Below are 13,454 nucleotides of genomic sequence, written 5' to 3' on the forward strand. Positions count from 1 at the left end.
TGAATATGGAAACGATGTGATTACCACCCAAGCCTTCCCCACCATCCGGGCCCTCCAGCGCAGTGCGTGGAACGATTGCTTCCCCGGTGCCCTGGAAGACTGGGACTATTACGTCGCCGTGGAAAACGCGGCCCTCGATGATTTCCAGTGGCGCTACCTTGCGGTCTACGAAGACGGAACCCTGGTGGCAGTCGCACCCGCGTTCATCACCCATTACCGCCTCGACACCACGATTTCAGGCGTCGGCAAGCGTTTCACCGAACGCCTTGAGCGACGGTGGCCGGGGGTTTTGACATTGGGCCTCTATGCCATCGGCTCGCCGGTGGCCGAGCGCTGTGATGCCGGATTTGCCACCCACGTCCCCGAGTCGCGCCGCCCGTTGTTGCTCAAGCATGTGCTGGACGCCGCACGCCACGACGCCGATGACTTCGGTATCGGCCTGGTGGCGGTCAAGGACGCGCCGAGCAACGATCCGCACTGGGCCGACAGTTGTCGCGCCGCCGGTTTCCAGACCATGCCGAGCCTGCCCACCGGTGTGTTGCCGTTGCCCTACGGTTCAGTGGACGCCTACCTGGGCTCTCTGGGCAAATCCACGCGCAAGGATCTGCGTCGCAAACTGCGCGCACCGGGGCCACGGGTGGAGTGGCGGCGCAACATCGACGATGTACTGCCTGAGGTCATGCGCCTTTACGAAGCCACACTCACCCGAGCCGAGCTGCAGTTCGAACGCCTGCCTGCGGGCTACTTCACCGGTGTGCTTGAACGCCTTGAGTCACGCGCGGTGTGTGCGCTTTACTGGGTGGACGAGCAGTTGGTGGCGTTCAACCTGATGCTGGTGGATGAGCATCGGCTGGTGGACAAGTTCTTCGGGCATGACGTGAACTTCACCCGCGACTACAACCTGTATTTCCGTAGCTGGCTGACCAACGTCGACTATTGTATTGAGCACAATATTGCGATGTACGAGTGCGGGCAGGCCGGGTATGCCAGTAAGCTGCGCCTGGGCTGCGAGTTCCAGGGCAACAGTGTGTTTTTCCGCCACCGCAACCGGCTGGTCAATGGCCTGCTCAAGCTTGTAAAACTGTTTATTCGACCGGACCGTTCCGACCCTGCCATGGCTGCTGCGATAAGCGAAACCCGATGATCACCAAGACCCGCCAGAAAGCCCGTCCCTTTGCCATTTCGCGCTGGAGTGTCCAGCGCAAGCTGGTGCTGGCGTTCTGGTTGGTCAGCGTGATTCCGACCATGATCGCGGCGGAGTTGGCCGCCACCACGCTGTCGCAGATTTTCGACAGCAACGTGCGGATCTGGCTGCAGGAGTCGACCAAGATCGTCAAGGACGAGATCGGCGACATCCTTCATGACAACGCGCGCATGGCCAAATTGTTCCTGCGCTACACCAGCCCGCCGGAGAACCGGCAAGCTGCCCGGCACGACCGGCTGACGGCCGACATCGCCGATGCCACGGACATTGACGTGGTCGCGTTGATTCGCGTCAGTGACCACAAAACGGTGTTCAGCACCGCCTCCGACGACATCGTCAAGCAGATCAGCCTGACCAGCAACGCGGTGTTGCAGACGGTGCAGGTGGCGGGCGTGAGCACGGGCATTGTGGTCTCTACGTTCGACACTTCCCGGGACGGCGTCGACTACCAGTTGCTGGTGGCCACTTACCTGGACAGCAGTTTCCTCACCAGCGTGGCCGATGTGCACTCCCTTGACCTGCGCCTGTACCTGGCCAACCCCGAGGGCTTCTCGGAAATTTTCTCGACCCAGCGCTTCGAGGATCACCCGTCGCGCATCCCCAAAAATGTCGAAGCGGCTATGCGCAGCACCAAACAGCCCAGCGAGCAATTCACCAATAACTACAGCGGTTTGTACTGGCCGATCTTCAACGACGCGGGCGATTTGCAGGGCGTGATTTTCAGCGGCCTGCTGCGCCATAGCAGCCTGGTGGGGCTGGTCAACCAGAGCAATCTGTTCGTCTTGATATTCCTGGTCAGCTCGGCGCTGTCATTGGCGGCGGGGGTGTTGGTGTCGCGGCGCTTGACCCGGCCGCTGCGAGACTTGTCCCAAGGCGTGAGTGCGGTGATTTCCGGCAATTACACCCATCGCGTAGCGGTCAGCGGCGGCGATGAGCTGGCGCAATTGAGCAGCACCTTCAACCATATGACCGAGCGCCTGGGCGAGTTGCATCACCTCGAAGCCCAGTTGCGCCGCCGCGATCGCCTGCATGCACTGGGCGAAGTCGCCATGGGCCTGGCCCACGAGATCCGCAACCCCCTGGGCATCATCAAGACCGCTACCCAGTTGCTGCACCGCCGCGCCGACCTGGCGGACACCGATAAGCGCCACCTGGAGTACGTGATCAGTGAAGTCAGCCGCATCAACGACCTGATCACCGAGTTCCTCGATTTCGCCAAGCCCAATCCGCCGCTACGTGTGGTGCAGCCGGCACGTCCGCTGGTGGAGGAAATCTTCGGTTTCTGCGCCCCGGAACTGGCTACTCACAACATCGATGCGCAGATCGACGACCAGGCACCGGGCGCGACTATTTACGCGGATGCCAAGCAGCTCAAACAGGCGTGCCTCAATCTGATTCTCAACGCCATCGACGCGATGCCCGAAGGCGGGCGTCTGACCGTGGGGATTCGCACGGTAGGCGACAACACCGTTATCAGCATTGCTGACACCGGCCAGGGCATTCCGGCAGAGATGGTCGAGCGCATCTTTACGCCCTTCGTCACCACCAAGGCCTCGGGTACTGGCTTGGGTCTGGCCAAGGTCTATTCGATCATGGAAAGTCACGATGGCAGCATCGAATGCGCCAGCGAGAAAGATGCCGGCGCCACCTTCAGCCTGTACATTCCGGCGATGGGCGAAGACGACGAGGACAGTCATGACGCATAACATTCTAGTGGTCGACGACGAACCCAAGCTCTGTGATCTGCTGGCGTCGGCCCTGAGTCAGAACGGCATCCAGGTATTTATCGCCGGTAACGGTCTGCACGCGCTCAAGGTGCTGGAGCAGGAAGACATCGACCTGGTGATCAGTGACTGGCGCATGCCAGGTATGGACGGGCCGGCGCTGCTGGCGGAGATCAAGGTGCGCTACCCCCATGTGCCGGTGATTGTGATGACCGCCTACAGCACGGTGAAAAACGCCGTGCAGTCGATGCGCAACGGCGCCTATGACTACATCGCCAAGCCGTTCGATATCGACGAGCTGGACATCACTGTCAGCAAAGCCTTGCAGTTTCGCGACATCATGCGCGACAACGCACGCCTGCGCGCCGAGCTGGATGAGCATGCCCAGTTCGACAGCCTGGTGGGTGACAGCCCGGCGTTTCGCACGGTGTTGCAAGCGGTGGAATCGGTGCGTGACAGCAGCGCCACTGTCCTGCTGACCGGCGAAAGCGGCACCGGCAAGGAAATGGTCGCCCGTGCCATCCACAAACACGGCAGCCGTGCCGACAAACCCTTCGTGGCGGTCAACTGCGCCGCAATCCCGGAAGGGCTGCTGGAAAGCGAGATGTTCGGCCACCGCAAAGGCGCCTTCACTGGCGCGGTAGGGGACCGGGTAGGGCGTTTTATGCAGGCCGACAAAGGCACGCTCTTCCTTGATGAAGTCGGCGATATGCCTCTGGCGTTGCAGGCCAAGATCCTGCGTGCATTGCAGGAGCGGGTCATCGAGCCGGTGGGCGATCCCCGCGAGCGCAAGGTGGATGTGCGAGTGATCGCGGCCACCAACAAGAACCTGTTGGAAGCGGTGGCCAACAAGGAGTTTCGCGAAGACCTGTATTACCGCCTCAACGTGTTCCCGATCCCTTTGCCGGCCCTTCGCGAGCGCGTCGAAGACATCGCGCCCCTGGCCCGCCACTTCGCCCAGACCCTCAGCGCCACTGCGGGCAAACGCATCACCGGCTTCAGCCCCGAAGCATTGCAGGCGATGGCCGCGTATCACTGGCCCGGCAATATCCGCGAGCTGCAAAATTGTGTGGAACGCGCAACGATTGTAGCGGCCTCGCCGGTCATCGAAGATATCGACCTGCCGGGTTACCTGTTTGCGTCGAAGCCGAGCGAGCTGGGCGTGACGACGATTCTCAGCGACGGGCCAGGGATTCCTCAGGACTTGGATGCGGCGCTGGCGGAGGTGGAGAAGGCCTACATACTGGCGGCGTTGCAGGAGAGTAATGGCGTGCAGGCTGCGGCGGCGGCGAAGATCGGGATCTCTGAGCGCAGTTTCTGGTATCGCCTGAAGAAGCTGGGCATCCAGGTCGACAAGATAGTCCGCTGACACACCTCGATTAAAAATGTGGGAGGGGGCTTGCCCCCGATAGCGGTGGATCAGTTAAAGATGAGCTGACTGACACACCGCAATCGGGGGCAAGCCCCCTCCCACATTTTTTGACCGAGTCGGGTCAGGTATGGAGGCGTACCCAGATACTCACCAGGATCGTCGCGGCGATCAGCCACGCTACCGCGGCTACGGCTAAAGAGGCCTCCAGCCGCATGCGGTCAACCATCACATACAACGTCGCCAGATACACAAAGTACGGAATGATCGACCACATCCCAAACAGGATCGTGGTCTTCAAATCGTCTACCGAACGGCCCTTGCCGACGATGTAATGGGCGATCAGCGCAAAGGTCGGAAACAGCGGTACCAGCCCCGCGATGTAATAGTTTTTGGTCTTGGCCAATGCGGCCAATATCAGTACCACCGCCGCGCCGAGGGCGGCTTTCAAGAATAGATCCATCAGTGGCTCAACCCGTATTTCTTGACCTTGTCGAAGAGGGTGGTCTTGGCCATCCCCAGTTCCTGGCTGGCCTGGGTCAGGTTGCCGCCGCTGCGTTGCAGGGCGTCGCTGAGCAGGTTGCGCTCAAAGGCTTCCACCGCTTCGGTAAACGCCAGGCCGTGGCTGCCACTGCTGGCGCCGCTTTTTTTGAAGGCGGGCAGGCCGAGGGCGAAACGTTCGGCGACGTTGCGCAGCTCACGCACGTTGCCGGGCCAGTCATGGCTCATCAGGCTGGACAGGGTCTGGTTGTCCAACTCCGGCGCGGTGCGGTCGAAGCGCAGGGATGACTGCTGCAGGAAGTGTTCGAACAGTTGCAGGATGTCTTCGCGGCGCTCGCGCAACGGCGGCAGTTCCAACGTGACCACGTTGAGGCGGTAGTACAGGTCACTGCGGAACTGGCTGGCGCGGCTCAGTTCGTCGAGGTCGGACTTGGTGGCGGCGATCACGCGGCAATCCACGGCCACGCTCTGGTTCGAACCCAGGCGTTCCAGAGTACGTTCCTGCAACACCCGCAGCAATTTGATCTGCAGGTTGATCGGCATGCTTTCTACTTCATCGAGAAACAGCGTGCCTTCGTGGGCGTGCTCGATCTTGCCGATGCGCCGCTTGCCGGCGCCGGTAAATGCGTTGGCTTCGTGGCCGAAAATCTCGCTTTCGAACAGGTTCTCCGGCAGACCGCCGCAGTTGAGGGCGACGAACTGGTGCGAGTGGCGCCGGCTGAAATCATGCAGGCAGCGGGCGACCAGTTCTTTACCCGTGCCGGTCTCGCCTTCGATCAGCACGTTGGCTGAGGTGTCGGCGACGTTGGCGATCAGCTCGCGCAGGTTCTGCATGGCGGGGGAGCGGCCGATGATGCGGCCTTCCAGGGAGTCACGCTCGGCCAACTGACGGCGCAGCGACCAGACTTCCCGCGCCAGTGCGCGTTGCTCAAGGGCACGACGAGCGACATCCACCAGGCGTTCGGGAGAGAAGGGCTTCTCCATGAAATCGTAAGCGCCATTGCGCATGGCGCCGACGGCCATGGAGATATCGCCGTGCCCGGTGATCAGCACCACCGGCAGGCTTTTATCCAGGGCCTTGAGGCGGGTGAGCAGCTCCAGGCCGTCGATGCCCGGCAGGCGAATGTCGCTGATCACGATGCCCGCGAAGTTCTCGCCGATGCGCTTCAACGCCTCTTCGGCACTGCCCACGCCTTCGCTGGGAATATCTTCCAGCGCGAGGGCCTGCTGGCAGCCGAGCAGCACATGGGGGTCGTCTTCGACGATCAGCACGGTGAGGTCTTGAGGATCAATATTCATGTCGACTCAGCTTGTTGAGCGCCTACCAGCGGCAGGCTCAGGACAAAAGCGGTACCACCACTGGCCGGATGCTCAACGGCGAGCGTGCCGCCGGTGGCCGCCGCGAGGCTGGCGGACAGGGTCAGGCCCAAGCCCAGACCTTGCTCGCCGGGCTTGGTGGTGAAGAACGGTTCGAACAAATGCTTGCGCGCCTCGGCGTCGATGCCGTGGCCGTTGTCGCGTACATGCAGGCGGTATTTTCCTTCGGCGACACTGCCTTCCAGCCACAACTCGGGAGCGGGTTGTGCCTGCATGGCGTCAAGGGCGTTGCCGATCAGGTTGACCAGGATCTGCTCCAGGCGTGTCTGGTCGATCTGCAAATGGGCCGCAACGAAGTCGCGATGCACGGTCAGCGGCAGGCTGTCCAGGCGCGCGCCCAGTACCTGGAACGCGGCGTCCACCGCCTTGGCGAGGTTGGCTTCGCCCTGGTCGTCACCGCGCCGGGCAAAGGAGCGCAGGCTGGCAGTGATGCGGCCCATGCGGTCGATCAGTTCGTTGATGGTCTTGAGGTTGGCGCTGGCGGTGTCCAGGGCGCCGCGCTCCAGGAAGCGCACGGTGTTGCCGGACAAGGTGCGCAGCGCGGCCAACGGCTGGTTCAATTCGTGGGCAATGCTGGTGGACATCTGGCCGATGGCCGCCAGTTTCCCGGCCTGCACCAGCTCATCCTGGGCACGGCGCAAGGTTTCTTCGGCCTGGCGTCGTTCGCGGATCTGGCCTTTGAGCCGTTCGTTGCTGGCGCGCAGGTCGGCGGTGCGTTCGGCAATCCGACGCTCCAACTGGCTGTTGGCTTCCTGCAAGGCTTCCCGTGCGGCGAGGCGGGTGGCGATGACTTTGCGTCGCTCATTCCAGGCAATCAGCAGGAATGCCACCAGACCAAATGCGACAGCCACCAGAATGCCTTGGTTGATCGCTGCGCGGCGCAGGTCATTGAGGGGAGTGAGGAGGGTGAAATTCCACGGTGTATCGTTGAGCGGTCGGGTTTGCGCCAGGTAGCTGACTTCGTGCTCGTCGTTGACCACTTCGCTGTTGGCCGGAAAGGTCAGTTTTTCGGTGCCTTCGTTCAAGCGCTCACGGGCCAGCGGTTCCAGCTCGTTCAGCGTGGCCCAGTAATATTGCAGGCTGTGGGCCAGGCGATCCTTGGTTTCATTGCTCAACGGACGCACGGCCTTGAGGCGGCGGGCCGGGTCGCTGGAGAGGATGATGATGCCGTTCTCGTCGCTGACGAAGGCTTCCAGGCGCGCACGTTGCCAACGTTCTTCCAGCGCTTCAAGGCGTACCTTGACCACTGCGACGCCGATGATCTTGCCGTGCTCTTCCAACCCGTGGGCCAGGTAATAACCGGGTTCGCCATTGGTGCTGCCGATGCCGTAGAAACGCCCGGGCTGGCCGCGCACGGCGTTCTGGAAATAGGCGCGGAAGGAGAGGTCTTCACCTTGGTAACTGTCGGCATCGCGCCAGTTGCTGGTGGCCAGCACCCGACCGGTGGTGTCCATCACGTAGATGGCCCGACTGCGACTGCGTCGGTTCAGGCCTTCGAGGTAATCGTTGACGTTTTTGCGGGTTTCCTGGCTCGGGTCGGCGAGCAGCTGCGAGACGCTGGTCTCCAGCTCCAGCAGGCTGGGCAGGTAAGTGTATTTGCTGAGTTCACTTTCGACGGTGCGGGCATGCAGCTCCAACTGGCGTTCGCCTGTGTCGCTGAGGGTGCGGATGCCGTAGTACTCGCTGATCCAAAAGCCGATATAACCCAAGCCGATCATCAGGGCGACGATCAACGGCGGCAGGAACAGTTGGCGAATCAGACGAGGCTTCACGGCAAGTGATGGCGGTGCGGCGCGAAATTGGTTGGGGTCGCATTTCATCACAGATGCCTTGGGTCAACCAGAGCTGCCAGCCTGTGCGGTCCAGCATGGGAGGGGGCTTGCCCCCGATTGCAGTGTGTCAGTCGGTATATCTATCGCTGATCCACCACTATCGGGGGCAAGCCCCCTCCCACATTGGCCCGGTTTCTACAGCAGGAGCTATGTAGTGCTTAGTGCTGCAGGATTTTCTCAAGGAAGTGCTGCGCACGCTCGGAGCGGGCGCTGATGTCGCCGAAGAATTCTTCTTTCGGGCAGTCTTCGATGATCTTGCCGGCGTCCATGAAGATCACGCGGTCGGCCACTTTACGGGCAAAGCCCATTTCGTGGGTTACGCACATCATGGTCATGCCTTCCTGGGCCAATTGCACCATCACGTCCAGCACTTCGTTGACCATTTCCGGGTCCAGGGCCGAGGTCGGTTCGTCGAACAGCATGACGATCGGGTCCATGGCCAGGGCGCGGGCAATCGCCACACGTTGTTGTTGGCCGCCAGAGAGTTGGCCTGGGTGCTTGTGGGCGTGCGCCGACAGGCCGACGCGCTCCAGCAGTTGCAGGCCTTTCTTGGTCGCCTCTTCCTTGCTGCGGCCGAGCACTTTGATCTGTGCGATGGTCAGGTTTTCGGTGATGGTCAGGTGCGGGAACAGTTCGAAGTGCTGGAACACCATGCCCACGCGCGAGCGCAGTTTCGGCAGGTTGGTCTTCGGGTCGGCGATGGAGGTGCCGTCGACCTCGATGTCGCCTTTCTGGAACGGTTCCAGCGCGTTGACGCATTTGATCAGGGTGGATTTACCCGAGCCCGAAGGCCCGCACACCACGATCACTTCGCCTTTTTTGACCTCGGTGCTGCAATCGGTCAGCACCTGGAAGTCGCCATACCACTTGTTGATGTTCTTGATAGAGATCATACGGCAAACCTTTTTTGCAGACGCTTGACCAGCAGCGAGGCGGAAAAGCTGATGATGAAGTAGACGACACCGGCAAAGATCAGGAACTCATTGGAGCGGCCGATGATGTCGCCGTTGGAGCGGGCGGAGTTGAGGAAGTCCACCAGGCCCACGGTGTAGACCAGCGAGGTGTCCTGGAACAGGATGATGCTCTGTTGCAGCAGCAACGGGGTCATCTTGCGGAACGCCTGGGGCAGGATAATCAGACGCATGGTCTGGCCATAGGTCATGCCCATCGCTTGCGCTGCGCCCATCTGGCCCTTGGGAATCGACTGCACGCCGGCCCGCACGATCTCACAGAAATACGCGGCTTCGAACATCATGAAGGCCACGACGCAGGAGGTGAACGCTCCGATGGGGGTGTCTTCGCCGGTGATCCAGCGCAGTACGAACGGTACGGCCAAGTAGAACCAGGTGATCACCAACAGCAACGGGATCGAACGGAAATAGTTCACATAGGCGCCGGCCAGGCGCGACAGCAGTTTGCTGGACGACAGGCGCATCAGCGCCAGGATCGTGCCCAGGGCGATACCGCCGATCACGCCCATGACCATCAACTGCAAGGTCATGACCATGCCGTTCCACAGGCCTGGGATCGCGGGGATGATGCCGCTGAAATCGAGTTCCATTATTTACCCCCCACGGAGATCAGGCCGGGCACTGCGACTTTCTTCTCGACCACGCGCATCAGCAGCATCAGGCTCATGTTCAGGGTGAAGTAGATCAGCGTGGCCAGGGTGAAGGCTTCAAACAGGTTGGCCGAGAACTCGGCGGTCTGCTTGGTTTGTGCCAGCAGTTCCATCAAGCCGATCAAGGACGCCACGGAGGAGTTCTTGAACACGTTGAGGAATTCCGAGGTAAGCGGCGGAATGATGATGCGGTAGGCCTGCGGCAGCAGCACGCTCCAGTAGATCTGCGGCAGCTTGAAGCCCATGGCGCGCGCAGCGGATTCCTGGCCACGTGGTAACGCCTGGATGCCGGTGCGCACTTGCTCACACACGCGGGCGGCGGTGAACAGGCCAAGGCATACGACGACGCTCAGGTAGGCCGAGGTGGTCGGGTTCAGGTCTTGTTTGTACCAGTCCTGCAGGTTTTGCGGCAGCAGGTCGGGTATCAGGAAATACCAGATGAACAGCTGAACCAGCAGCGGCACGTTACGAAACAGTTCCACGTAGCAGGTCGCGATGCCCGATACGAGGCGGTTTGGCACAGTGCGCATGACCCCCAGAATGGAGCCCAGCAGCAAGGCGATAATCCATGCCACGACAGCGATGGCAATGGTCCAGCCCAAGCCGGCGATGTACCAGTCGAGATAAGTCTCGCTGCCCACGCCGGTGGACTTGAAGAACACGCCCCAGTCCCAGTTGTAATTCATTAGGGTCTCCCCTCGAGATCGATCGATGTACAAGCACCCGCTTGGGGAAAATCCATTCCCTCCTGGCGATGAACGCCAGGCACACACGATCGGCTCGAAAACCGCCAGGTCGAGTGTTCCAAGTTAAATCCAGCAGGTAATTACAGACGCCTGAGGGAGGGTTGCTCCCTCAGGAGATAAGGTTAGATCAGTGTCAGATTTTTACGTCAGGCGCTGGCTTGTCGCTTGGGTTGGCGATCAGCTCTTTAACCTTGTCACTCATTGGGAAGTTCAGGTTCAGGCCTTTAGGTGGAATCGGGCTCTCGAACCATTTGCTGTAGATCTTGTTGATTTCACCGGATTTGTACAGGGCGGTGATGGCGCCATCTACGGCTTTCTTGAAGTCTGGATCGCCTTTGCGAACCATGCAGGCGTAGGCTTCGAAGGACTGTGGAGTACCGGTGATTACCCAATCATCCGGCTTCTTGGCCTTGGCTTCTTCGCCGGCCAGCAGGGCGTCATCCATCATGAACGCAACGGCGCGGCCGCTTTCGAGCATTTGGAAGGATTCGCCGTGGTCTTTGGCGGAGATGACGTTCATGCCCATCTGCTTGTCGGCGTTCATCGCTTTGATGATGCGCTCGGACGTGGTGCCAGCGGTGGTCACGACGTTCTTGCCTTTCAGGTCGGCAAAGTCGGCGTAAGACGGCTTGCCGTCCTTGTCTTTCTTGACCAGTAGGCGGGTGCCGATTTCGAAGATGTTGACGGTGAAGTCGACTTGCTGAGCGCGCTCGGCATTGTTGGTGGTGGAGCCGCACTCAAGGTCCGCAGTGCCGTTCTGGATCAGCGGAATACGAGTTTGCGAGGTGACCAGGTTGTACTTGGTCTTCAGGTCGGGCTTGTTCAGGTCTTTTTTCAGTTGCTCGACGACAGCTACTTGGATGTCGTGGGAGTAGCCAACCGGTTTGCCCGAACCATCCGCGATGTAGGAAAACGGAATGGAGCTGTCGCGGTGCGCGAGGGTGATGGTGCCGGAGTCGTTGATTTTCTTCAGTGTGCCGGTGAGTTCGGCGGCAAAAACTGGAGTGCTGATCAGAGCAGCAGCGATAGCTGCGCCCAGGATATGGGGAACGATGCGCATCAATACTTCCTCGACATTTGTTTTTTTTATGAAGCCAGTTAGACGGCTCTCTTGTACAGCGAATGCCCGTGACGGCTCCTGAGGCGTCCCAGGCAATCGTCCAAGAGTGTAGAGCATGAGTCGTGCCAGGCCAGGGTTAAATGGCTAACCGTATGATTTATATGATGATTAACTTTGTGTGACGATAAGTATGTAACTGTACGGTCCGGCAAACCGAATAGCTTGCAGTGTTGCGTTCGGAAAACCGAATGACTTGGCGCGCATAAAAAAGCCCCTGGGCCTCGCGGCGCAGGGGCATTTGTATGAAGAGTCTGTCAGGCCGCCTGAGTCTTGCTGCGGTTCTGCTCAACTTGGGACAGGTAACGTTGCAGGTTGTCCTGTTCTTCCGGTGTGGTGAACAGGCCAAGCTTGGTACGGCGCCACAGCACGTCCTGAGGTTGGGTCACCCATTCTTCGGCGCACAGGTAGTCGACTTCTCGGGTATACAGGCCACCACCCAAGTGGTCGCCCAGGTCGGCCAGCGATTGCACGCCTTCCAGCAGGCGCCATGTGCGGCTGCCATAGGTGGTGGACCAACGGCGTGCGATCTCGCTCGGCACCCAGTCGAATTTGTGGCGAATGGCTTCGGCCAGGGCTTCTGGTGAGGTCATGTCTTCGCCACCCGGCAGGCTGGCCTTGGCGGTCCAGCTTGGGCGCATTTGGGTGAAATACGGGGCCAATTGCGCCATCGCCGACTCGGCGAGCTTGCGATAGGTGGTCAGCTTGCCGCCGAACACCGACAGAATCGGTGCCTCGCCTGCGCCGCCCGACACCGACAGGGTGTAATCGCGGGTGATCGCCGATGGGTTATCCGACTCGTCGTTGCACAGCGGTCGTACGCCGGAGTAGGTGTGGACGATGTCATCGCGGCTCAGTTGTTTCTTGAAGTGCGCGTTTACCACGTTGAGCATGTAGTCGGTTTCACCTTCGGTGATCGCCACTTTCGCCGGATCGCCGGTGTATTCGCGGTCGGTGGTGCCGATGATGGTCAGGTGGTTCAGGTACGGAATAGTGAAGACGATGCGCTGATCTTCGTTCTGCAGGATGTGCGCGTGGGCGCCTTCGTACAGTTTCGGCACGATCAGGTGGCTGCCCTGGATTAAGCGGATGCCGTAGGGCGAATCCAGCTTCAGGTCTTCCTTGATGAACTTGGCGACCCACGGGCCGGCGGCATTCACCAAAGCGCGGGCGCGGATCGAGAACAGGCTGCCGTCGGCGCGTTCCATGTTCATATCCCACATACCGTTGCTGCGGTGCGCGCTGATGCAGCGGGTCTGGGTGTGAATGTGCGCGCCTTTTTCGCGAGCGGCCATGGCGTTGAGCACCACCAGGCGGGCGTCATCGACCCAGCAGTCGGAGTATTCGAAACCCTTGGTGATTTCGCTTTTCAGCGGGCTGTCAGCGCCAAACTTGAGGCTTTTGGAGCCGGCGAGCTTTTCGCGTTTGCCCAAGTGGTCATACAGGAACAGACCTGCGCGGATCATCCACGCCGGGCGTAGGTGCGGGCGGTGCGGCAATACAAAGCGCATCTGCTTGACGATGTGCGGGGCCTTGGCCAGCAGCACTTCGCGTTCGGCCAATGCTTCACGCACCAAGCGGAACTCGTAATGTTCGAGGTAGCGCAGGCCGCCGTGGATCAGCTTGCTGCTGGCGGAGGAGGTGTGGCTGGCCAGGTCGTCCTTTTCGCAAAGGAATACTGACAAACCGCGACCGGCTGCGTCTGCTGCAATGCCGACGCCGTTGATCCCGCCACCGATTACGGCAACGTCATAGACTTCGGCAAGCGGTGATGCAGGCAAGGTGGAAGGGTTCATCGGCTGGCCTCGCGATTTTTTCGTCTTGGAATTCGAACATTAATGTTCATTTGCGAAAATGGTAGCTGATAAACGCGCGCACAGCCACTCGACTTTGATTGAAAAAACTCATCAAAGGGCGGGAAAAGGAAGAATTGTGAACATGAGCCTTGGAAAGGCTTGAGGAA

General features: G+C 60.3%; 11 protein-coding genes. 3 read left to right on the forward strand and 8 right to left on the reverse strand.

All coding sequences use genetic code 11. The annotated features are described in order from the left end of the window. The first annotated feature begins 16 nt into the window (after window positions 1–16). The 3 genes from CKW32_RS02255 to CKW32_RS02265 are packed head-to-tail and all read left to right on the forward strand — an operon-like array spanning window position 17 to window position 4,297. The gene (locus tag CKW32_RS02255) at window positions 17–1,144 is read left to right on the forward strand and encodes a GNAT family N-acetyltransferase (RefSeq protein WP_095183943.1); all 1,128 of its coding nucleotides are present in this window, start codon (window positions 17–19) and stop codon (window positions 1,142–1,144) included. Then, a complete protein-coding gene (locus CKW32_RS02260; protein ID WP_095183944.1) occupies window positions 1,141–2,910 on the forward strand; it encodes a HAMP domain-containing sensor histidine kinase in 1,770 nt (589 codons plus the stop codon). Before CKW32_RS02255 ends, CKW32_RS02260 begins: the two co-directional genes overlap by 4 nt. After that, a complete protein-coding gene (locus tag CKW32_RS02265; RefSeq protein ID WP_095183945.1) occupies window positions 2,900–4,297 on the forward strand; it encodes a sigma-54 dependent transcriptional regulator in 1,398 nt (465 codons plus the stop codon). The genes CKW32_RS02260 and CKW32_RS02265 overlap by 11 nt, the downstream gene beginning before the upstream one ends. 124 nt (window positions 4,298–4,421) lie before the next feature. On the opposite strand, the gene CKW32_RS02270 is transcribed toward CKW32_RS02265, so the two are convergent. From CKW32_RS02270 to glpD, 8 genes are all read right to left on the reverse strand, one after another. Beyond that, window positions 4,422–4,760, reverse strand: a complete 339-nt coding sequence (locus CKW32_RS02270; RefSeq protein WP_095183946.1) for a GlpM family protein — start codon at window positions 4,758–4,760, stop codon at window positions 4,422–4,424. Then, complete coding sequence (locus CKW32_RS02275) at window positions 4,760–6,097, reverse strand: sigma-54 dependent transcriptional regulator (protein WP_032891818.1); 1,338 nt, start codon at window positions 6,095–6,097, stop codon at window positions 4,760–4,762. Before CKW32_RS02275 ends, CKW32_RS02270 begins: the two co-directional genes overlap by 1 nt. Beyond that, a complete protein-coding gene (locus tag CKW32_RS02280) occupies window positions 6,094–7,995 on the reverse strand; it encodes an ATP-binding protein (RefSeq protein ID WP_032891816.1) in 1,902 nt (633 codons plus the stop codon). Before CKW32_RS02280 ends, CKW32_RS02275 begins: the two co-directional genes overlap by 4 nt. 170 nt (window positions 7,996–8,165) lie before the next feature. Next, window positions 8,166–8,900, reverse strand: coding sequence for an amino acid ABC transporter ATP-binding protein (locus CKW32_RS02285; RefSeq protein WP_032891813.1), 735 nt, complete (start codon window positions 8,898–8,900; stop codon window positions 8,166–8,168). Next, window positions 8,897–9,568, reverse strand: a complete 672-nt coding sequence (locus CKW32_RS02290) for an amino acid ABC transporter permease (RefSeq protein WP_032891811.1) — start codon at window positions 9,566–9,568, stop codon at window positions 8,897–8,899. The genes CKW32_RS02285 and CKW32_RS02290 overlap by 4 nt, the downstream gene beginning before the upstream one ends. Next, a complete protein-coding gene (locus tag CKW32_RS02295; RefSeq protein ID WP_095183947.1) occupies window positions 9,568–10,314 on the reverse strand; it encodes an amino acid ABC transporter permease in 747 nt (248 codons plus the stop codon). Before CKW32_RS02295 ends, CKW32_RS02290 begins: the two co-directional genes overlap by 1 nt. A 193-nt stretch (window positions 10,315–10,507) precedes the next feature. Continuing rightward, window positions 10,508–11,434, reverse strand: coding sequence for a glutamate/aspartate ABC transporter substrate-binding protein (locus tag CKW32_RS02300; RefSeq protein WP_032891807.1), 927 nt, complete (start codon window positions 11,432–11,434; stop codon window positions 10,508–10,510). A 314-nt stretch (window positions 11,435–11,748) separates the two neighbouring features. Then, entirely contained in the window at window positions 11,749–13,287 is a 1,539-nt protein-coding gene (glpD, locus tag CKW32_RS02305; protein ID WP_095183948.1) for a glycerol-3-phosphate dehydrogenase, read from the reverse strand. Window positions 13,288–13,454: the final 167 nt, after the last annotated feature.

Origin of the sequence: Pseudomonas sp. Irchel 3H9, from assembly GCF_900187495.1 — a bacterium.
GTDB lineage: Bacteria > Pseudomonadota > Gammaproteobacteria > Pseudomonadales > Pseudomonadaceae > Aquipseudomonas > Aquipseudomonas sivasensis.